Consider the following 21,030-nt stretch of genomic DNA (forward strand, 5'->3'; position numbering starts at 1 on the left):
ACATGGCCAGGCAGATGATCAGAGCAGGCCAGCGGCTGCCCGAGCGCGAATACAGGCCCGGTACCGTACAGCTGTTCCTGTACAACGCGGCCATCTGGAATGCCCACCGTATCCACTATGACCTGCCCTATGCCCAGCAGAGCGAGGGGCATCCCGCGCTGCTGGTGGACGGCCCGTTGCAGGGTGATTGGCTGACCCAGCTGGTGTACGACTGGATGGAGGAGGGCGACGAACTGCTGAGCTTCGAGTACAGCAATCGGCGCGCGGCTTATCTCGGCGATGTGCTGACCGCTGCCGGGGAAGTCACCGCGGTAGAGGCAGGGCGAGTGACCCTAACGCTGCGCATGACCAACCAGGCAGGCCAGGTGATCACTCAGGGAAGCGCCAGCGTACGCCTTGCTGGCGCTGCATGAACAGGAGAGACGACGGGCGCCACGGCAGGCGCTTGTAGCGCATACGAACCCGACCTTGCGGTCGCCAACCAGTTGCTTCCTCAATAACAACAAGAGCCCGAAAGGGCGGGGGACACCATGAGCCAAGAGCTTGCCAGACCTGCCGCGACACCGCCCAGCGCGGACGCGGCGCGCAACACCGACAACCTCTACGAGGTGTGGGGCGACACCGTCGATGCCAGGCATCTGGTGCTGGCCATCATCGTCAGCGCCATCGTCAGCCTGGGCGCCTATGGGCTGGCGCTGTTGATACTCGGTGGCCTCGTCGAATCCGCGCAGATGGCCAAGGCCTACGCCATGCTTTTCGGCATTCTCGGCTGCCTGGGCGGTGGTGCGATCAGCGCCATGCTGTTCAAGCCCAAGCGCGATGTGGTCGAGCACGTGGCGGATCCGGCATTTCGCGAGCAGGTGGTCAATGACCTGCTCAAGGAATACGGCAGCCTTGGCCGTCTCGAGGACACCTCGCCCGAGGTGGTTGCCGAGCTGCACGAGCTCGGCCTCTACGAGTTGTTCCGTGATGCCCAGACCCGTGAAGAACAGGCGCGCGAGAATGGCGGCGCCGAAGCCGAAGTAGATACGCGCGCGTCCCTGGCGCTGAGCGGAGGGCGTTCGTGATGGAGGGCCTACTCTACGAAATACTCATGGCCCTGGCGCTGGGCTTGTTCGGCGCCGTGCTGTTCTCCGCCATCGGCCTGGTATCGGGAACCGACGAAACCACCACCCTGGCGCCGCTGACCATGCTCGTGGTACTGCTCGGCGCGCCGCCGGCTGGCATTCTCACCTTCTTTCTGGCCGGTGCGGTGGCCAAGCACATGACCCACGCGGTGCCCACTGCGCTGCTGGGCATTCCTGGTGATACCTCGGCGACCGCGCTGATTGGTGACGCCAACCACCTGCGCCGCCTTGGCGTGCCCCACGTGGCCCTGCGCAAGATGATTTCCGGTGGCGCCGTAGCGGCAGTCATCGCGGTGCCGCTGGCGGTGCTGTTCGCCGTGCTGCTGGCGCCGTTCGGCGACGTCATCAAGCAGTTCGCTCCCTGGGTGTTCCTCTGCGCCGCCTTCACCATCGCTTACTTTTCGGCCGGGCGCTGGGCCTCTGTGCTGGCCTTGCTGCCGTTCGTGCTGGTGATTGTCGCCCTGCAGACGTTGACGGCCCAGTACGGCGTCAAACTGGCGGTCAGTTACTTCCTTGGTATCGCCGTGGCACCGCTGATCACTTCGCTGTTCTCGATGCTGGTGCCAGCCGAGCGTGAGCGTATGCGTCGCGATGAGTATCGCGTGTTCTCCCTGGCGCCGGACATGAAGGGCTGGCGCGGCTACTTTCCCAACCCGTTCCGGGTTATCAACAAGCGGCAGACGCGCATGACCGCCATGGCGGCGAGCGTGACCAGCGCCACCTTCGTGTTCAGCCCGGTGGCCATGACGGTGATCATGGGCGAGCTGATCGGCGCACGTATCAAGCAAGCCTACGAGCGGCTTACCACGGTGATCACTGCCCGTAACGGGGTGACCGAGTCGACCTACATCGCCGAGGCGCTGATTCCGCTGATCGCCTTCGGCCTGCCGCTCAGCCCGGTGGCTGCCGGGCCTGCAGCGCCGCTGTTCAACGCACCGCCGCGCTTCACCGTGGACAGCGTCACCGGTGAGGTCAACAACCTGCATAACCTGCTCAACAACTGGGAGTTTTTCGGCTACGGCATGATGGCGGTATTGGTCGCCATTCTGATCGCCTATCCCTTCACCATGAACTTCGCCCACCAGGCAGCTTCATTCGTGTCGCGCAGGATCAGCCACGAAGCGGTGATCGCCACCTTCATCGGCCTGGTGCTGGTCGTCGGTATCTGGGAGGGCGGCCTGCTCGGGCTGCTGGTGATCGTCACCATCGGTCTGCTCGGCGGCCTTCTGGGGCGTTTCCTGGGCTTCAACATCGGCGTGCAGTTCATGGGCTACTACACGGCGGTGCTCAGCGTTCCCGCGTTGATCGCACTGTTGAACTGAAGGAGAAAGGGCGTGTGGCTTTTGCCTGCACGCCCTTTTTTCATCAGCGCTGCGCGGGTGTCGAAGCATCCGCACGCGCCATTCCATCTCCTGTCCAGCCACCGCCCAGGGTTCTGAACAGATCGGCCAGGGCGAGTTGTCGCTCGGTGCTGATCTGGATCAGGGTGGTCTGGTCGGTGAAGCTGCTGCGTTGCGCGTCGAGGTAACGCAGGTGGTCGTCCACGCCGCCTCGGTAGCGTGCTTCGGCAAGGGTTTCCGCAGCCCGGCTGGAGTCCGCCAGCGCACGCCGCGCGGCCTCCTCGCGACGCAGCGTGTCGGTGGCGGCGAGGGCATCGGCGACTTCCCGGAAGGCGGTCTGGATGGTGCCTTCGTAATCCGCTACCGCCGCGTCCTGGCGGACTTCGGCGAGGTTCAGGTTGGCGCGGTTGCGGCCGCCGGCGAAGATCGGCAGCGACAGGCTCGGCGCGAAGCTCCAAGCCCGTGAACCGCCATCGAACAGCCCGGACAGCTCGGTGCTGGAACTGCCTACCGAGCCGGTCAGGGTGATGCGCGGGAAGAATGCTGCACGGGCGGCACCGATATCGGCGTTGCGTGCCTTGAGGCGGTGTTCGCTGGCCAGAATGTCCGGACGCCGCTCGATCAATGCCGAGGTGGTGCCTGGGGCGATGTCTTGCAGTACCATCAGGTTGTCGCGCGGTTTGGCGGGCAGCAATCGCTCGACGTCCGGCGTGCCGAGCAGCAGTACCAGGGCGTTGTCCGCCTGGCGTAGCTGGCGCTCGGTACTTTCGCGTTCGGCTTTGGCCTGCTCGGCCAGGCCGACGGCTTCCTGATAATCCAGCGCCGTAGCGGTACCGGCCTCGCGACGCCTGCTCACCAGATCCAGCGAGGCCAGGCGGCTGTCCAGGGTCTGTTCGATCAGCGCCCTGCGGCGCAATGCGCCGTCGCGGGTTAGGTAGGCCTGGATCACTTCGGCGATCAGGCTGATCTGCGTGGCGCGGGTCGCTTCCTCGGTGGCCAGGTAGGTTTCCAGCGCTGCCTCGGAGAGGTTGCGCACGCGGCCGAACAGGTCGACCTCGTATTCGGCCAGGCCCACGCCGACCTGATAGACGCTGGTCACTTCGGAGCGTCCGGTCTGCGACTGATCGGCCGGCAGGCGCTGGCGGTTACCGGTGGCGTTGGCGTTGATCGACGGCAGGCGGTCGGCGCGCTGGATACGGTACTGGGCGCGCGCCGCTTCGATATCCAGCAGCGCCTGGCGCAGGCTACGGTTATTGCTCAGAGCGGTGTCCACCGCACGGCGCAGGTCGGCATCGACGATAAAGGTCTGCCAGTCCAACGCATCCGCGCGAGTGCCGGCTGTGCTCGCGGCCGTCCATTGCTCGGCGACCGGCGCATCCGGCCGCTCGTAATGAGGGGCCAGGGAACAACCTCCGAGGGCGATGGCCATTGCCAGTAGGGCGGGGCGCAGCATGATTTGGGAGGTCATGGCATTACTCCGCTTTGTGCAGTGGGTGATTGTCGGTTTGCTTGGCCTTGGTACGCAGCAGCGAGAGCACCCAGACGAAGAAGATCGGCACGAAGATCACCCCGAGCAAGGTCGCGCTGAACATGCCGCCCAGCACCCCGGTACCGATGGCGCGCTGGCTGGCAGCACCGGCGCCGCTCGCGATCACCAGGGGGACCACGCCGAGCATGAAGGCCATGGAGGTCATGATGATTGGCCGGAAGCGCAGGCGTGCTGCTTCGATGGCGGCATCGCGCAGGGAGTAACCTTCCTCCCACAGATCCTTGGCGAACTCGACGATAAGGATGGCGTTCTTCGCCGCCAGGCCGATCACGGTGATCAGGCCGACCTTGAAGTACACATCGTTGGGCAGGCCGATGGCCGTCACCGCAAGCACCGCGCCGAGTGCGCCGACCGGTACGATGAGCATCACCGTCAGCGGAATCGCCCAGCTCTCGTAAAGGGCGACCAGCAGCAGGAAGACCACCACGATGGCCAGGGCGAAGAGAATCACCGCCTGGCCGCTGGCGACCTTCTCCTGATAGGACAGGCCCGTCCACTCGTAGCCGATGCCTTCCGGCAGGTCGCCAGCGATGCGTTCCAGTTCGGCCATGGCCTCGCCGGTGCTGACGCCAGGGGCGGCGTCGCCGGAAATGCGGATCGACGGATAACCGTTGTAGCGGGCAACCTGTGTCGGGCCTTCTTCCCACTGCGTGGTCACGAAGGCGCTCAGCGGTACCAGGCTGCCGCTGTCGTTGGGCACGTGCAGCTTGAGTACGCTGTCTGGCGTCATCCGCGCAGCTTGCTCGGCTTGCACGACGACGCGCTGCTGGCGACCGGCGTTGGCGAAATCGTTGATCACTGAGGAGCCGAACGCGGTAGACAGCGCACTGCTGATCGACTCGAAGCTGACGCCCTGAGCGCGTGCCTGATCGCGGTCGATGATCAGGCGCAACTGTGGCGCTTCGGCCAGGCCCTCCATCATGCCGTACAGGAACAACGGATTACCGTTGACCTTGCCCAGCACTTCGTCACGCGCCGCGAGCAGCGCTTCACGGCCCAGACCACCCCGGTCTTGCAGGCGCAAGGAGAAACCACCCGAGTTGCCCAACCCTTCGATAGGCGGCGGTGGAACAGCCATCATGGCGCCGTCGTCAAGGTTGGCGAAGCGCCCGTTGACCGCCGCGGTTTCGGCTTGCACCGATTGTTCGTCGTTACGCTCGGACCAGTCCTTGAGTAGCGGGAAAGCGATGGCGGCGTTTTCACCCATGCCCGAGAAGCTGAAGCCCAGCACCACGAACGAAGTCGCTACGGCTTCACGAGTGGCGAGGAATTGCTCCAGCTCCTTGGCGGTCGACGAGGTGCGCTCGCGGGTGGCGCCCGGAGGCAGCTGGATATCGACGATCATGTAGCCCTGGTCTTCGACCGGCACGAAGGATTCCGGCAAGCGCAGGTAGAAGAAGCCCATCAGAATCACGATGCCCAGGTAGACGAACATGAAGCGCCCGGCGCGCGGCACCAGTTTGCTGTTGAGTTTCGTGTAACGCCCGGTCAGGCCGGTGAACTTACGGTTGAACCAGCCAAAGAAACCGGTCTTTTCGTGGTGCCCCTGGGGGATTGGCTTGAGCAGGGTGGCGCACAGCGCGGGCGTGAAGGTCAGCGCCAGGAAGCCCGAGAACAGGATCGATACTGCCAGTGACAGCGAGAACTGCTGGTAGATCACACCCACCGAGCCGGACATGAACGCCAGTGGCAGGAACACCGCCGACAGCACCAGGGTGATGCCGAGGATCGCCCCGGAGACCTGGCCCATGGCCTTGATGGTCGCCGGTACGGGCTCCAGGCCTTCTTCGGCCATGATCCGTTCGACGTTCTCCACTACCACGATGGCATCGTCCACCAGAATACCGATGGCCAGCACCATGCCGAACATGGTCATCATGTTCACCGAGAAACCGAGCAGGTACATGAAGGTCAACGTACCGAGCAGGCACACCGGCACCACGATGGACGGAATAAGCGTGTAACGCACGTTCTGCAGGAACAGGAACATCACCAGGAACACCAGCACCATGGCTTCGGCCAGGGTCATGATGACCTTGTCGATGGCCACGTCTACGAACCGCGAGGTGTCGTACGGCATGGAGAACTGCACGTTGTCCGGGAAGTTGGCCGACAGCTCGGTAAGGCGCTGCTTGACCGCTTCGGCGGTCTGGATGGCATTGGCGCCCGGTGCCAGTTGCACGGCGGCGGCCACGGCCGGTTTACCGTCCTGGCGTGAGCCGAAGTTGTAGTCCTGGCTGCCGATTTCGATGCGTGCGACATCGCCCAGGGTCAGGCGTGAGCCGTCCTGGTTGGCGCGCAGCACGATGGCGGCGAACTCTTCCGGGTTATCCAGGGTGCCCTTGACCGCCAGGGTCGCGGTCAGCTCCTGTTCCGCCGTACCCGGCGTGCTACCGAAGGCGCCGGCCGGGACTTGGACGTTCTGGCCGCGGATGGCGTTGTTGACGTCGTCGATCGACAGGCCGTAACCGACCAGCTTCTGCGGGTCGATCCATACGCGCATGGCGGCTTCGGAGGCGAAGAACTGCAGCTTGCCGACACCCGGCACCCGGCGGATCTCGTTGTTGATATTGCGCGCTGCATAGTCGGCCAGGGCGGTGGTGTCGGCGTCGGCGCTACCATCCTTGTAGCTCAGTGCGTAGATCAGCAGAAAGCCGGCAGTGGCCTGCTCGGTCTGGATACCAAGGGTGAGCACGGCCTGAGGCATGCGTGCCTCGGCACGTTTCAGTCGGTTCTGCACGTCGACCTGGGCCAGCTCGGGATCGGTGCCCGGCTGGAAGGTCACGGTGATTTCAGCGATACCGTTGGCGTTGCTGGTGGACTCGAAGTACAGCAGGTTCTTCGCGCCGTTGAGCTCTTCCTCGATCACGCTGGTGACCGAGTCGGTCAGTACCTGCGCCGAAGCGCCTGGGTAGGTGGCGGTAACGGTGATCTGCGGCGGCGCCACGTTGGGGTATTGCGCCACCGGCAGAAAGGGGATGGCCAGCAAGCCGCCCATCGTGATGAACAGGGCGACTACCCAGGCAAAGTTGGGGCGCCGGATAAAAAACAAGGACATGTCGTTGCTCCGACTTATTGCGCCTGGGGAGTGGTGTCGTTCTGCGCATCAGCGCCTGGCTGGCGCGGCACGACTTTGGCGCCCGGTCGGATTGCCGCCAGGGAGCTGGTGATGATCTGGTCGCCGGCCTTCAGGCCTTCGGTGATCTGCCAGCGCGCGCCCTGCATGCTGCCGGTGGTCACCGGACGCGCTTCCACGGTGTTCTCGGCGCCCAGCAGCATTACGCTGGCCTTGCCGTCCGCGGAACGCTGTACGGCGCGTTGCGGCACCAGAATGGCGTCCTGATCGAGGCCCTGCGGGGTGCGCACGCGCACGTACATGCCCGGCAGCAAGACCCCATTCGGATTGTCGAAGCGCCCGCGCAGGGCGATCTGGCCGGTGCTGCGGTCTACGGAGATATCGGTGAACAGCAGGGTGCCTTTGCTCTCGATATCGGTGCCATCGACGCTCAGCGACAGTGTCTTGTCGCCGTCACCGGACACCTTGCCGTCGGCAATGGCGGCGCGCAGGCGCAAGGCATCGGCAGCCGGCTGAGTGAAGTCGGCGTAGACCGGGTCGAGTTGCTGAATGCGCGCGAGCAGGGTGGTTTCGCCCTGGCCGACCAGTGCGCCTTCGGTGACTTGCGCACGGCCGATACGCCCGGCGATAGGCGCGCGCACCTGGGCATAACCCACGTCCAACTGCGCGGTTTCCACGTTGGCCTGGGCTGAACGCTTGTCGGCCTGGGCGCTTTGCAGCGCGGCGCGGGCGACGTCGAAGTCCTGTTGGCTGACGGCGTCTATCTTGACCAGCGGCTCGTAGCGTTTGACGGTGGCTTGAGCCTGGAACAGCTGCGCTTCGGCGCGGGCCAGTTCGCCCTGAGCACGAGACAGCGCAGCCTTGAACGGCGCGGGATCGATCTGGAACAGCAGGTCGCCCGCCTTAACGTCGGCGCCTTCCTCGAAGGTACGCTTGAGCACGATACCGGCGACCCGAGCGCGCACTTCGGCAACGCGTACGGGCTCGATACGGCCCGGCAGCTCGGCGACGACGGTGAAGGGCTCGGTCTTGACGGTAAGCACGTCGACTTCGCGGGGCGGCGCCTCCCCCCAGCCTTGCTCGCCCTTGTCACAGCCGGCGAGGCTGATCGCCACCAAAAGGGTTATCGCCGAAAAAACGCAACGCTCGCGAATCGTGCTCATGCTTCACCTGGGGCGCAGCCCATTTAGTTAGTACTCGAAAGGCGCGGATGATCGTGTATAACTGCAAATGAGTCAATATTGGCTCATTTGCAGTTTTTGTGGACAAAGTAGATAGTCCCCTTGAGGAAAAAGGTTTTTCCTGCACAATGACGCGCCGTTGCCGACGCCCGAATGAAGACTGGATTTGATGGTTAGACCTGCTGCTGAAGAAAAATTGCTCAAGGCCCTCGCGGTCGCCATCGTCGAGCACCCGCGTGGCACCTTCAAGGAAATAGCCCAGGCTGCCGGGGTGAGCAAGGCGACGCTCAACCGTTTCTGCGGAACTCGCGACAACCTGATCGAAATGCTCTTCGATTATGGCTCGGTGGTCATGAATCAGCTCATCGCCGATGCCGATCTGCAGAACGCACCACCGCAGGACGCTCTGCAGCGTCTGGTCGACGGGCACCTTGTGCATCGTGAGTTGCTGGTGTTCCTGATCTTCCAATGGCGCCCCGACTCGCTGGACGAGTGCGGCGAAGATGCGCGCTGGCTGCCCTATACCAATGCGCTGGATCAATTTTTTCTGCGCGGGCAGCGTGAGAACGTGTTTCGCATCGACATCGGCGCGCCGGTGCTGACCGAGCTCTTCGCCTCCTTGTTGTTCGGTCTGGTCGATGGCGAGCGTCGCGGGCGTGTGGCACGTGCGGGCATGGGCACCTCGCTGATGCAGTTCTTCATGCAGGGTGCCGCCGCCGTACAACAGTAAGTGCGCCCAGGCGGTGATCCCCGACGAGCGCTGCGGGCGAGATGGCTGATAAGATGGCGCAAACAACGTGGCAGGCAGATTTGCCCCAGGCCGGATTACGCACAGGGATGCTGCGCCTCGCGGAGAAACGATGCATGAATGTACAAGTGATCGAGCGTGACGGAGAACCGGAATACGCCGTGCTGCCTTGGGCCGAGTATCAGGCGCTGCTGCAGGCCGCCGGCAAGAGTGTCGCCGCTCCGTCGACCCAGCCTGTCACCGAAGCGCCGAAGCCGCTGACGCAACTGGCCCAGTTACGCGAGGGCAAGGGCCTGAGCCGCGATGAGCTGGCCCGCGCCGTGGGCATCAGCCCCCATTACCTGGCCATGATCGAAAGTGGCGAACGGCAGCCCGATGCCGCGATTCTGCGGGCCCTGGCCTGGGTACTCGGCATCTCCGGCTGGGAGGCGGGTGCATGAGCGTGCGCATCAGCCGCGTGCACTGGGACGCGCTGCTGGCCGCACTGGACGATGCCCGGCGGCAGCGTCACTTGCTGACCTATCGCGCACTGATCGAGCGCCTGTCGCTACCAGCACCAGCCATGCAGACCCTGACCGCTGCCCTGGAGCACTTGGCTGCGCTGGATGCCCGCAGCGAGCGCCCGCTACGCAGTGCTCTGGTGATCAGCCAGAGTGCCAGCCGTCTGCCACGTACCGGTTTCTTCGAGTGCGTAACCCGGCTGGGCCGCTTCGACGGTGCCTCCGACGGTGTGGCTGCAGCCTCCTGGCATGCGGCTGAAGTGACCCGCGTGTTCGAGTTCGATTATCCCGCAGAGCCCTGAGTGATCGCGCCTTGCAGGGTGTGCGTATCGATCACGTGCAGGCTGTAACCCGGCACCGCTTTGGCATGGCGCTTGGCCTCCGAGGCCAGGCCGGCCAACTCGCTGGCGTCCAGCAGCGAGCAGTGTTGCGGATGCAGATGAACGACGCCGAGTGACAGAGACAGCAGTGGAAACTCCTCGCGCTGCCCCTGGCGGTTGTGACTGACGAAGCAGCCGGCATCCAGATGCTCATCCAGATAGAAGCGCCGGCACTGTCCCTGAAAGTCTTCCAGCAGCCGGTTGAGGCGCGCGCGCCAGTCCTTCGAGCCGAATACCAGCAGGAAGTCGTCGCCGCCGATATGGCCGACGAAGTCGCGTGTCGGGTCGATCCGTTCGTTCAGGCAATGCGCCAGGCATAGCAGCACTTCGTCGCCCTTGGCGTAACCGTACAGGTCATTGAAAGGTTTGAAACTGTCGATGTCGACGTAGCAGATCACCGCTTCACGGCTCTGCTGCAACAGCCGGGTCAGGCACTGCTGGATCGGGACGTTGCCGGGAAGCAGGGTCAGCGGGTTGGCGTAACGGGCCTGCTGGATCTTCAGTTCGGTGATCAGTTTGAGCACGTCGATGACCCGGCCGAGGCCCAGGTAGCGACCGTCCACGGTAATCACGAAATCCTCTTCTATACGCTGGCGCGCACGGCTGGTTAGCAGGCGGCTGACCTTCTGCAGCGACTGGCTGATTTCCACTGCGAGGAAGTCGTCGCTCATCAGCCGGCTGATCGGCTTGCGGGCGAACAGTTCGGTGGCGAAGGGTTTGAGCAGTACCTCCGACAGCGAATGGCGATGCACGATGCCCACCGGTCGCTGATCTTCGTCCAGCACCGCCAGCGAGTTGAGGTTAGCCTGGGCACGGAACGCTTCTAGCACGTCGGCGGTGGGGGTGGCGATGGACACGGCCGGGTGCTCGTTAAGCAGGGCGGTTAGATCGCTGCCTTCTTCGCTGAGCGAGATCGGTGAGCTGCCTAAAACGGGTAGCAACGTGCGTGCGTCAGTGGGTGGATGTTCCTGAGGGCGACAGAGCAGGTAGCCTTGAAGCAGATCCACACCCATTTCGCAGAGGACGGCGAGCTCTTCTTCGAGCTCGATCCCTTCGGCGATCACCTTGGCGCGCGAAGCCTTGGCCATCTGCAGGATCGAACCGACGAACTCACGCTTGACCGCATCCTGATGGATACCATCGATGAAGTGTCGATCGATCTTCACATAATCGGGACGCAGCTCCGACCACAGACGCAGGCTTGAATAGCCTGCACCAAGGTCGTCCAAAGCGATGGAAAACCCCATGTCTCGGTAGTGATGCAGGGCGGTGTCGAGCAGGTTGAAATCGTCGGTGGGCGACTGCTCCGTCAATTCGATAACCACTCTGTTCGGTGCAATACCATAGGTCTGCAGCAGTTGCAGGGTACGGCCCGGTTGGTGACCGGCGTCGAGCAGCGAGTCCGGCGATACATTGAGAAACAGCAGACCATCCAGTTTCAATTCGCTGAAGCGGCGGCATGCGCTCTTGCGGCAGGCCAGTTCCAGTTCGTTGAGCAGACCTGCTTGGCGTGCCGCGGCGAACAGCGTGATGGGCGAGTGCAGCGGGCTATTCGACGGGCCGCGAGTGAGCGCCTCATAGCCAAGAATACGCCGCTCGGAGAGCGACACGATGGGCTGAAACAGGCTATGCAGGTCGCCGTGCGCGAGGATTTGACCCAGTGCGCTCAACTGCTCGGTGACGGTCATGGCAGGTCTCTGTACGAATCGGGAGCGAGCACACGGCAGGGGCACCGTGCGCGGGTAAGTACCGCGTGATGCTCGAGATTTCACTACAGATTGATGACTGTTTGATGAATGGTGAACGCCGTCAAAAAATAAAGGAGTAGTTTTTGACGGCGGCCGATACGGCGAGGTAGGGAGAAACGATGGGGCACAAAAAGGGCGTCGTATTCACGACGCCCTTGTTGAGTAGCGCTTGCCGGTTATTGCTTCGCCAGGCGTGTGTTGAGCTTGAGGTAGTCGATCAGAATGTGGCCGGTTTCCGACAGGTAGGCGTCGTCTTCCGGTTTGGTCTTTTTCTCTTCCTCGCTCTGCGCCAGGGTGTCGTCCTCGTCTTCCTTCTTCAGCTCGGTCAACGGCTCTTCGCCCTTGGCGCTGCGGCGGGCATTCTCGATCACCAGTTGGCGTTTCTCGATATCGGCCTGCTGGGTGCGGCGCTTGGTTTCGTTGAGGCTGACGGTTTTCTCGGCCATCAGCTCGCGAGACAGGGCCAGGCGCTCACGTGCGAAGTTGAAGTCCGGGTTGTCGGCCGTACGGCTGTCGTAACGGTTTTTCAACTCGGTCAAGAACGGCTTGATCGGATCCAGTTCGGGTTTGATTGCTGGACGGATGCTGTCCCACGGCATGGCTTCGGGCAGGGCGCTTTCGCCGATTTCCTTGTTGTCCATCACGTCGGGATAGGAGATGTCCGGCACCACGCCGCGGTGCTGGGTACTCTGCCCGGATACGCGATAGAACTTGGCCAGGGTCAGCTTCAGCTCGCCATGGTTCAAGGGCTGTATGGTCTGCACGGTGCCTTTGCCGAAGGTCTGGCCACCGAGGATCAGCGCGCGATGGTAGTCCTGCATGGCGCCGGCGAAAATTTCCGAAGCCGAGGCAGACAGACGGTTGACCAGCAGTGCCAGTGGGCCTTTGTAGAACGCACCTTCTTGCTCATCAGCCAGTACGTCGACGCGGCCATCGCTGTTGCGCACCAGTACGGTCGGACAGCTTTGTCGATGAACAGGCCGGTCAGTTCGGTGGCTTCCTGCAGCGAGCCGCCGCCGTTGTTGCGCAGATCGATGACGATACCGTCGACCTTCTCGGCCTGCAGTTCGGTGATCAGTTTTTTCACGTCGCGTGTGGTGCTCTTGTAATCCGGATCGCCAGCGCGGAACGCCTTGAAGTCCAGATAGAAAGCCGGAATCTCGATCACACCCAGGCTATAGGGCTTACCATCCTGCTCGATCTTGAGGACGGACTTCTTCGCCGCCTGTTCTTCCAGTTTGACCGCCTCACGAGTGATGCTCACCACCTTGCTGGTCTGGTCATTCGGCGCATTGCTCGCCGGAATCACCTCCAGGCGTACGCGTGAGCCTTTGGGGCCGCGGATCAGCTTGACCACTTCATCGAGGCGCCAGCCGATCACGTCGACCATCTCGTCGTCACCCTGGGCGACACCGACGATCTTGTCTGCGGGGGAGATCTGCTTGGTTTTCTCGGCCGGGCCGGCCGGCACCAGGCGCACCACCTTGACGTGCTCGTTATCGCTCTGCAGCACGGCACCAATGCCCTCGAGGGAGAGGCTCATGTTGATGTCGAAGTTTTCTGCACTGTCCGGTGACAGGTAGTTGGTGTGTGGGTCGTAGGTCATGGCGAAGGCGTTGATGTACGCCTGGAACACGTCCTCGCCTCGGGTCTGCTGCAGGCGTGCCTGCTGGGCTTTGTAGCGTTTGGTGAGCAGCTCCTGAATCGCCTTGGGCTCCTTGCCAGCGATTTTCAGGCGCAGCACTTCGTCTTTCAGGCGCTTGCGCCACAGCTCGTCCAGTTCGGCAACGTCTTTGGCCCAAGGGGCTTTTTCACGATCGACCAGCAGGTCTTCGTTGACCGTGAAGTCGATTTTGTCGACACCCTTGGCCAGCAGCCCCTGGACGTAGGTCAGGCGGCCCTGCTGGCGCTCGAGCTGACGCTTATAAATGTGGAAGCCTGGTTCGAGATCGCCCTTCTTGAGCAGGTCGTCGAACTTGTCCTTCCAGCGGTCGAACTCGGCGATATCGGCGGCCGTGAAATAGCTGCGCGACGGATCGAGCATCTTCAGGTAGCCCTGATAGATTTTCTCCGAGCGTGCATTGTCGAGCGGCGGCTTGCTGTAGTGATGACGCTGCAGCAGTTCGACGACGTTCAGGCTGGCGATAACCTGATCGCGATCAGGCTGCAGGTATTCCCACGGATCGGCTTGGCTGGTTTTAGCTGCGAGGGGCAATGCGCCCAGCCCGAGAACGAGGGCCAGGGTGGCGCTGATAAGAGATCGCTTCATGCTGATTCGACGTGAGGACAGTTGATAACGCATATTAGGCCGTCTTTGAGGGCGCCAGGTTCCATCGGCGCAATGCAAAAGCCCAGCGCGAAGCGCTGGGCTAGGTTCAAATGCACTATGGAGGCAGCGTGAAAGCATTGCAAGGCGTGGAAGGGCAGGTGGAATGGGTGCAACGTCCCACTCCTGCCTGTGATGTGGGTGAAGTGCGCATTCGCGTGGCGGCTGCGGGGCTGAACCGTGCCGATCTGTTGCAGCGTGCCGGGCTGTATCCGCCGCCACCGGGCGCCAGCGATATCCTCGGCCTGGAGTGCGCCGGTATCGTCAGCGAAGTCGGTGCCGGCTGCGACTGGCAGGTGGGTGACCGGGTTTGTGCCTTGCTGGCCGGTGGCGGCTTGGCCGAAGAAGTGGTGGTCGACGCCCGCCATGTACTGCCCGTGCCGGAAGGCGTGTCGTTGCACGAAGCGGCAGGCTTGCCGGAGGTCTACGCGACGGCCTGGCTCAATCTGTTCCAGCTGGCCGGCCTGAAACCCGGTGAGAGGGTGTTGCTGCATGCGGGCGCCAGTGGCGTTGGCTCGGCGGCGATCCAGCTGTGCAAGGCTTTCGGTAGTGCCTGCTGGGTGAGCGTCGGCTCGGCCGAGCGGCTCGCGTACTGCGAGAGCCTCGGGGCTGCAGGTGGTGCGATTCGCGGCGGCGAAGGCCTTGAGGCGCTGCACGAGGTAGGGCCCTTCGAGGTGATTCTCGACCCAGTGGGTGCCAGTTATGCCGCGCTGAACCTCAAGCTGCTGGCGCTCGATGGTCGTTGGGTGAACATCGGCCTGATGGGCGGTCGCAAGGCTGAGCTGGATATGGCCTTGCTGCTCGGTAAGCGCATCCAGTTGATCGGCTCGACGCTACGCAGCCGCGATGATCTGTTCAAGGCTGAACTGCTGCGTGATCTGCGCCAATACGTATGGCCGCTGTTCAGCGAGGGACGGCTCAAGCCGCAACTGGCGCAGACCTTCCCGATTGCCGAGGCCCAAGTGGCATTCGCTACGCTGGAGGGCAATCAGGTCAACGGCAAGCTGGTGCTGGTGATCGACGACAGCCTGAGCTGATCCGCAGGTCTGGCGCGACGCCCTTAGTGGCGTCGCGTCAGGCTGCCGCGTCGAAGCTATCGGCGCGGGCCATTTTCCACATCCTTGCGTAGAACTCTCCCTCTATCTTGCCGCTGAGCAACTCACCCGGCTTGAGGAATACGTGCTGCTGGGAAAACAGCTGAATTTCCGTCGCGGACATGCGCTGTACCAAATGCCGTGCGTCCATCTGCGCTGGGTGATCGAGGCCGGCAGCGGCGAGCATTTCCGCCAGCGCCTTGAGCGTGTTGCGATGGAAGTTGTAAACCCGCTGGGCCTTGTCGTCGACCACCAGTGCACGCTGGCGTAGCGGATCCTGGGTCGCCACTCCAGTCGGGCATTTGTTGGTGTGGCAACTCTGGCTTTGAATGCAGCCAATGGCGAACATGAAGCCGCGCGCCGAGTTGGCCCAGTCGGCGCCGATGGCCAGTACACGGGCTATGTCGAATGCGCTGACGATCTTGCCACTGGCGCCGAGCTTGATCTTGTCACGCAGATTCAGGCCGACCAGCGTGTTGTGCACGAATAGCAAACCCTCGCGCATCGGTACGCCAAGGTGATCGGTGAACTCCACGGGCGCTGCGCCAGTACCACCTTCCTTGCCATCGATGACGATGAAGTCGGGCAGGATGCCGGTTTCCAGCATGGCCTTGGCAATCCCCATGAACTCCCACGGATGGCCGAGGCAAAATTTGAACCCAACGGGTTTGCCGCCCGACAGCTCACGCAGGCGGGCGATGAACTGGAGCAGTTCGATCGGGGTCGAGAAGGCGCTGTGGCGCGATGGCGACACGCAATCTTCACCCATCGGCACGCCACGGGTTTCGGCAATTTCCGGGGTGATCTTGTGCTTGGGCAGTATCCCGCCGTGGCCGGGTTTGGCGCCCTGCGACAGCTTGATCTCGATCATTCTTACTTGAGGCCTTTGTGCCTGTTCGGCGAAGCGTTCGGCGTCGAAGGTGCCCGAGGCCGTGCGGCAGCCGAAGTAGCCGCTGCCCAGCTCCCAGATCAGGTCGCCGTCGTGCTCGCGGTGATAGCTGCTGATGCTGCCCTCTCCGGTGTCGTGAGCAAAATTGCCAAGTTTGGCGCCCTGGTTCAGGGCGCGTATGGCGTTGGCGCTGAGCGAGCCGAAACTCATCGCGGAAATGTTGAACAGCGAGGCCGAGTAGGGCTGGCTGCATTGCGGCCCGCCGATGATTACCCGAAAGCTGTCCGGATCGCTTAGCGGTGCGGGGCGCATCGAGTGGCTGATGAACTGAAAGCCATTCTGGTAAACATCGATGAGCGTACCAAAGGGTTTGTCGCCACCCTCGTTCTTGGCCCGTGCGTACACCAACGAGCGCTGGGCACGGGAAAAAGGCAACTGCTCGCTGTCGCCTTCAAGCAGGTATTGGCGGATCTCCGGGCGGATGCCCTCGACCAGGTAGCGGATGTTGCCCAGAATTGGATAGTTTCGGCGCACGGCATGGCGTTTCTGCAGCAGATCACCCACGCCAATCAGGCTCAGCAGGGCGCCGACCAGGGTCAGCGGCCAGACCCATTCATGCCTCCAGAAAGCCAGGCTGGTGAGGGTGAACAGCACGCAGAAGGCGAAAAAGGCGTAGCGACTGAGCAGGGACAGGTTCATGCAGGCTCCTTGGCGCATGGGTGGCGCCCGCAATGTAGACGGCCTGCGCCCCGTTCGTCGATGGCTGGTGCGTATCGCACGCGCCGTTGTTAATCCGGGGGCAGGCGAAAACAGGGCGCCTGTGGCACACTTGAACGTCTGTAATGAAGGTGTTTGCGCTGGCGGCACGCTGTTGTCGGCCACGCGATTGGCACCCTTGGCCGCCCTGCGGTTTTGCCTGACTATCGCCGCGAACGGCGAAGAACAAGAGGAATACACGTGCATAACGTCGTCATCAGCGGTACGGGCCTGTATACCCCGGCCAACAGCATTTCCAACGACGAGTTGGTGGCGTCTTTCAATGCCTTCGTCCAGCAGTTCAACGCCGATAATGCCGAAGCCATTGGCCGCGGTGAGGTCGAGGCATTGAGCGAATCGAACAGCGCTTTCATCGAGAAAGCGTCAGGCATTAAAAGCCGTTTCGTGATCGACAAGCAGGGCATTCTCGACCCGCAACGCATGGTGCCGTCCATCCCCGAGCGCGATAACGAGCAGTGGGGGATTCTCTGCGAAATGGCGGTGGCCGCTGCCGAGCAGGCGCTGGCCCGTGCCGGCAAGACTGCTGCCGATATCGACGGTGTCATCGTCGCCTGTTCCAACCTGCAGCGCGCCTACCCGGCGGTGGCTATTGAAGTACAAGCGGCACTGGGCATCCAGGGTTTTGGTTATGACATGAACGTGGCCTGCTCTTCGGCCACTTTCGGCATTCAGGCGGCGGTTAACAGCGTGCAGCTTGGCCAGGCGCGGGCGATTCTCATGGTCAATCCGGAGATCTGCACCAGTCACCTGAATTTCCGTGACCGTGATAGCCATTTCATTTTCGGCGATGCCGCGACGGCGGTGATCATCGAGCGCGCCGATCTAGCGACTTCAGCGCACCAGTTCGAGGTGGTTGGCACCAAGTTGCTGACACAGTTCTCCAACAACATCCGCAACAACTTTGGTTTCCTTAACCGCGCTGCTGAAACCGCTAGCCTGGCTGCCAGCGACAAGCTGTTCGTGCAGGAAGGTCGCAAGGTGTTCAAGGAAGTCTGCCCTATGGTGGCCGAACTGATTGCGGCGCATCTGCAGGAAAACCAGTTGGACGTGGTGGATGTGAAGCGCTTCTGGCTGCACCAGGCCAACCTCAACATGAACCACTTGATCGCCCGCAAACTGCTCGGCCGTGATGCCGAACCCCACGAGGCGCCGGTGATCCTCGATAGCTATGCCAATACCAGTTCGGCGGGGTCGGTGATCGCCCTGCACAAGCACCACGAAGATCTGCCCAGCGGCTCGCTCGGTGTGCTCAGCTCCTTTGGTGCGGGCTACTCGATTGGTAGCGTGATCCTGCGCAAGCGTTGATCACGCCTGGTACAAAGGACGGTGCCTATGTCGACTGATGAAGCCGCTTTTCTGGCTCGTTTACGAGGCGGTGACCAAGGCGCTTTTCGCGAGCTGGTAGTCGGCTATCAAAGCGCTATGCGTGCAGTCGCCTATGCCATAGTGGGTAGCCGTAACGCCGACGAAGTCGTGCAGGATGCCTGGCTGGCGGTGGTGCGTAGCCTCGATGGATTTGAAGGGCGCTCAAGCCTCAAGACCTGGTTACTGACAATTACCGCCAATACCGCCAAGACCCGCTTGCGCCAGAACCGCCGCGAGGTCTTGATGGATGATCTACCGTCTCCCCACGGCAGCATCGACGACACACGCTTTGCCGAGGATGGGCACTGGCTGCTCGCGCCTCATGCCTGGCACCAGGACACCCCCGAGGCGCTGTTGACCGAGGCCGAGTTGCGTGACTGTTTGGCGCGAACCCTCGCAAGCTTGTCTGAGCTGCAGGGCAGCGTCTTGCAGTTGCGCGAACAACAAGGGCTGGAACTTCAGGACATCTGTAATCTTTTGGACATCTCGCTCTCCAATGCTCGTGTACTGCTGCATCGTGCACGTTTGAAGGTATTTGCCACGCTGGAGCACTTCGAGGAGACCGGACAATGTTGACATGCAAAGAGCTGGTCGCGCATTCCAGTGATTATCTCGATGGCCAACTCAACCTGCGTTCCCGCCTGGCGGTGCGTACCCACTTGGCGCTGTGTGGGCATTGCCGGCGGTTTATCCGGCAGATGCGCGTGAGCCAGGCGGTGCTGCGGCAGATGAGCGATCCCGCCAGCGCCGAGCTCGACGCGCTCGCCAATCGCCTCGCCAAAACTCGCCGCGAGTTGCGCTAAACCGCCGCCGCAGGGCCGTGCACAACGGCCTTTTTCGTGTTTTACATCCCCTCGCCTAGCGGCTGCGGCGGCAGCGCTGTGCCGGTTGCTGCGCGTGCTCTGATCCGTGTTGTAGAAAATTTTCAGCGCGCTGTAACGTACCACCAAGGTGGCCGTCTAGTGATGTGAAGGTGCCAGTTGGCATCGTTCCAACCATCTGGAGATAGGCCATGAAACAGTTCAATAGCGTTGTCGCTTCCCTGGGTGCTGCACTGCTGAGTGCGACTACTTTCTCCGCCCAGGCGACCCAGAACCCCTTCGCCGCTCAGGAGTTGAGCAGCGGTTACAGCGTGGCTGCTGGTGAGAAATCGGCTGAGGGCAGCTGCGGCGAAGGCAAATGCGGTGGCGAGATGAAGAAAACCGAAGGTGATGGCAAGGCTGCTGAGGGTAAGTGCGGTGGTGAAACGAAGATGGACGCCGAGGGTAAGTGCGGTGGTGAAACGAAGATGGACGCCGAAGGTAAATGCGGTGGTGAGATGAAGAAAGCCGAGTAACCGGACGTAGGGTGCAGATCATGCAGACGGATTTCGTTACGGGAGCTGGGTTGGGCTTGCGCCGCGGCCTGCTTGGCACGTTGCAGTCATGCAGCCGGCGCGAGCTGGACTTCCTCGAAGTAGCACCGGAGAACTGGATCGGTGTGGGCGGGCGTCTGGGTAAGCAATTGCGAGCCCTGAGCGAGCGCCTACCGCTGCTCTGCCATGGTCTGTCCCTTAACCTCGGTGGTTTTGCCCCGCTGGATATCGAGCTACTCAAGGCCATCAAGGGCTTTCTCGCGTTGCACGGGGTTAGTGGTTACAGCGAGCATCTGTCTGCCTGCGCCGATCATGGCCAGTTATATGACCTGATGCCGCTGCCCTTTTGCGAGGAGTCGGTTATGCGTATCGCCAAGCGCATACGCATCGTTCAGGACGTCCTGGAGCGTCCGCTAATCATCGAGAACATATCGGCCTACGCGCAGTTGCCGGGCGAGCTAGATGAGGCGAAGTTCGTGGCGGCTGTGCTGGAAGAGGCTGACTGTCAGCTGTTGCTGGACGTCAATAACGTCTTCGTCAACAGCATCAATTTCAATGTTGATGCATCGGCTTATATCGCCGCCATGCCCAGTGCGCGGATTGCCTATCTGCATGTGGCCGGGCATTACGACCAGGCCAGCGACCTGAAAATCGACACCCATGGCGCCCCGGTGATCGACCCGGTTTGGGCATTACTTGCCCAGGCCTATGCCATACATGGCGTGCGGCCGACCTTGCTGGAGCGTGATTTCAACTTTCCGCCGGTTGCCGAGCTATATGCCGAGGTGGCCCATATTCGTCAGTTGCAGACTGCTGCGACGCCGCTGCGCAGTTACGGCACATGAGTGGCGTAGCGGCGCAACGCCAGTTCGCTGCACGCATTCGTCGGCCGGAGCAGCAAGCGCTGCTCGATGGCATTACTGCTGAGCGCATGGCGGTGTATGAAGCGTTGTTTTTCAACAATATCGAAGGCTTTATCAGTGGTGCGTTCCCGGTGCTGCACCGTGTCCTGGACGCCGCACGCTGGCAGCGTCTGGTACGCAGCTTTATCGCCGATCATCAAGCGGATACGCCATATTTTCTGCAGATCAGCCAGGAGTTTCTCGCCTGGTTGCAGCAAGGTTATCTCGCCGAGCCGGACGATCCGCCATTTATCCTCGAACTGGCGCATTACGAATGGGTGGAGCTCGCTTTGGATGTCAGCGATGCCGAGATCCCTGCTCAGGGGTGGTCTTCACTGGCCTGGCCGCTGGCTTATCAATGGCCGGTGCAGCGCATTGGCGTGGATTTTCAGCCGGTCAGGCCGTGCGGCGATCCGACCTGTCTACTGGTCTGGCGCGATACTCAGGACAAGGTGCGCTTTATGCAGCTCAGTCTGTTCGCCTACCAACTGGCGGTGCGCCTGCAGGGTGGCGCTCGTCCCCAATCAGCCCTCTTGGACCTGGCGCAACAGCACGGACTGACGACTGACACGCAGTACTTTGACAGCGCCCAGCGCCTGCTGGATGACTGGCAGCGTCAGGACATCTGGCACTGCTGATTGCTTGTTGTATCCGAACCACGGCGCTCAGCGCCG

18 protein-coding genes and 1 pseudogene are annotated in these 21,030 nt (G+C 62.2%); 13 read left to right on the forward strand and 6 right to left on the reverse strand.

Annotation, left to right across the window (positions count from 1 at the left end; translation table 11 throughout):
• The first annotated feature begins 2 nt into the window (after positions 1-2).
• From ACZ0AI_RS01610 to ACZ0AI_RS01620, 3 genes are all read left to right on the forward strand, one after another.
• Complete coding sequence (locus ACZ0AI_RS01610) at positions 3-413, forward strand: hotdog family protein (RefSeq protein WP_463564261.1); 411 nt, start codon at positions 3-5, stop codon at positions 411-413.
• A gap of 117 nt (positions 414-530) precedes the next feature.
• A complete protein-coding gene (locus ACZ0AI_RS01615; protein WP_463564262.1) occupies positions 531-1,067 on the forward strand; it encodes a hypothetical protein in 537 nt (178 codons plus the stop codon).
• Complete coding sequence (locus ACZ0AI_RS01620) at positions 1,067-2,449, forward strand: tripartite tricarboxylate transporter permease (protein ID WP_463566034.1); 1,383 nt, start codon at positions 1,067-1,069, stop codon at positions 2,447-2,449. Before ACZ0AI_RS01615 ends, ACZ0AI_RS01620 begins: the two co-directional genes overlap by 1 nt.
• Before the next feature lie 43 nt (positions 2,450-2,492).
• Here ACZ0AI_RS01620 and ACZ0AI_RS01625 read toward each other — a convergent pair whose 3' ends face one another.
• The 3 genes from ACZ0AI_RS01625 to ACZ0AI_RS01635 are packed head-to-tail and all read right to left on the reverse strand — an operon-like array spanning position 2,493 to position 8,255.
• On the reverse strand, positions 2,493-3,935 hold the full coding sequence (locus ACZ0AI_RS01625; RefSeq protein ID WP_463564263.1) for an efflux transporter outer membrane subunit: 1,443 nt from the start codon (positions 3,933-3,935) through the stop codon (positions 2,493-2,495).
• 4 nt (positions 3,936-3,939) lie between these two features.
• Positions 3,940-7,074 carry a multidrug efflux RND transporter permease subunit gene (locus tag ACZ0AI_RS01630; protein ID WP_463566217.1) on the reverse strand — a complete coding sequence of 1,045 codons (3,135 nt, stop codon included), beginning with the start codon at positions 7,072-7,074 and terminating at the stop codon, positions 3,940-3,942.
• Between the two features lie 14 nt (positions 7,075-7,088).
• On the reverse strand, positions 7,089-8,255 hold the full coding sequence (locus tag ACZ0AI_RS01635; RefSeq protein ID WP_463564265.1) for an efflux RND transporter periplasmic adaptor subunit: 1,167 nt from the start codon (positions 8,253-8,255) through the stop codon (positions 7,089-7,091).
• A 187-nt stretch (positions 8,256-8,442) separates the two neighbouring features.
• Here ACZ0AI_RS01635 and ACZ0AI_RS01640 point away from each other — a divergent pair, with 187 nt between their 5' ends.
• The 3 genes from ACZ0AI_RS01640 to ACZ0AI_RS01650 all read left to right on the forward strand — a co-directional run bounded on the left by ACZ0AI_RS01640 (position 8,443) and on the right by ACZ0AI_RS01650 (position 9,823).
• Positions 8,443-9,003: a TetR/AcrR family transcriptional regulator gene (locus ACZ0AI_RS01640; protein ID WP_463564266.1), complete on the forward strand. Its 561-nt coding sequence runs from the start codon at positions 8,443-8,445 to the stop codon at positions 9,001-9,003.
• 134 nt (positions 9,004-9,137) lie between these two features.
• The gene (locus ACZ0AI_RS01645; protein WP_463564267.1) at positions 9,138-9,461 is read left to right on the forward strand and encodes a helix-turn-helix domain-containing protein; all 324 of its coding nucleotides are present in this window, start codon (positions 9,138-9,140) and stop codon (positions 9,459-9,461) included.
• Complete coding sequence (locus ACZ0AI_RS01650) at positions 9,458-9,823, forward strand: hypothetical protein (protein ID WP_463564268.1); 366 nt, start codon at positions 9,458-9,460, stop codon at positions 9,821-9,823. Before ACZ0AI_RS01645 ends, ACZ0AI_RS01650 begins: the two co-directional genes overlap by 4 nt.
• On the opposite strand, the gene ACZ0AI_RS01655 is transcribed toward ACZ0AI_RS01650, so the two are convergent.
• Both ACZ0AI_RS01655 and ACZ0AI_RS01660 read right to left on the reverse strand, forming a co-directional pair.
• Positions 9,805-11,589, reverse strand: a complete 1,785-nt coding sequence (locus tag ACZ0AI_RS01655; protein WP_463564269.1) for a bifunctional diguanylate cyclase/phosphodiesterase — start codon at positions 11,587-11,589, stop codon at positions 9,805-9,807. The two genes, ACZ0AI_RS01650 and ACZ0AI_RS01655, sit on opposite strands and share 19 nt — an antisense overlap.
• 236 nt (positions 11,590-11,825) lie before the next feature.
• Positions 11,826-13,918: pseudogene (locus tag ACZ0AI_RS01660) on the reverse strand (carboxy terminal-processing peptidase).
• 128 nt (positions 13,919-14,046) lie between these two features.
• Between ACZ0AI_RS01660 and ACZ0AI_RS01665 the strand changes: the two are divergent.
• The gene (locus tag ACZ0AI_RS01665) at positions 14,047-15,012 is read left to right on the forward strand and encodes an NAD(P)H-quinone oxidoreductase (RefSeq protein ID WP_463564270.1); all 966 of its coding nucleotides are present in this window, start codon (positions 14,047-14,049) and stop codon (positions 15,010-15,012) included.
• A gap of 37 nt (positions 15,013-15,049) precedes the next feature.
• On the opposite strand, the gene ACZ0AI_RS01670 is transcribed toward ACZ0AI_RS01665, so the two are convergent.
• Positions 15,050-16,657, reverse strand: a complete 1,608-nt coding sequence (locus ACZ0AI_RS01670) for an FMN-binding glutamate synthase family protein (protein ID WP_463564271.1) — start codon at positions 16,655-16,657, stop codon at positions 15,050-15,052.
• A 258-nt stretch (positions 16,658-16,915) separates the two neighbouring features.
• Here ACZ0AI_RS01670 and ACZ0AI_RS01675 point away from each other — a divergent pair, with 258 nt between their 5' ends.
• The 6 genes from ACZ0AI_RS01675 (at position 16,916) to ACZ0AI_RS01700 (ending at position 20,994) form a co-directional block, all read left to right on the forward strand.
• Positions 16,916-18,040, forward strand: coding sequence for a beta-ketoacyl-ACP synthase III (locus ACZ0AI_RS01675; RefSeq protein ID WP_463564272.1), 1,125 nt, complete (start codon positions 16,916-16,918; stop codon positions 18,038-18,040).
• Between the two features lie 27 nt (positions 18,041-18,067).
• The gene (locus ACZ0AI_RS01680; protein WP_463564273.1) at positions 18,068-18,676 is read left to right on the forward strand and encodes an RNA polymerase sigma factor; all 609 of its coding nucleotides are present in this window, start codon (positions 18,068-18,070) and stop codon (positions 18,674-18,676) included.
• Positions 18,670-18,903, forward strand: a complete 234-nt coding sequence (locus ACZ0AI_RS01685; protein WP_463564274.1) for an anti-sigma factor family protein — start codon at positions 18,670-18,672, stop codon at positions 18,901-18,903. The genes ACZ0AI_RS01680 and ACZ0AI_RS01685 overlap by 7 nt, the downstream gene beginning before the upstream one ends.
• 209 nt (positions 18,904-19,112) lie before the next feature.
• On the forward strand, positions 19,113-19,436 hold the full coding sequence (locus ACZ0AI_RS01690) for an HvfA family oxazolone/thioamide-modified RiPP metallophore (RefSeq protein WP_463564275.1): 324 nt from the start codon (positions 19,113-19,115) through the stop codon (positions 19,434-19,436).
• Between the two features lie 20 nt (positions 19,437-19,456).
• A complete protein-coding gene (locus ACZ0AI_RS01695) occupies positions 19,457-20,299 on the forward strand; it encodes an HvfB family MNIO-type RiPP peptide maturase (RefSeq protein ID WP_463564276.1) in 843 nt (280 codons plus the stop codon).
• The gene (locus ACZ0AI_RS01700) at positions 20,296-20,994 is read left to right on the forward strand and encodes an HvfC family RiPP maturation protein (RefSeq protein WP_463564277.1); all 699 of its coding nucleotides are present in this window, start codon (positions 20,296-20,298) and stop codon (positions 20,992-20,994) included. The genes ACZ0AI_RS01695 and ACZ0AI_RS01700 overlap by 4 nt, the downstream gene beginning before the upstream one ends.
• Positions 20,995-21,030 lie beyond the last annotated feature (36 nt).

Source organism: Pseudomonas sp. AC355, assembly GCF_979258205.1.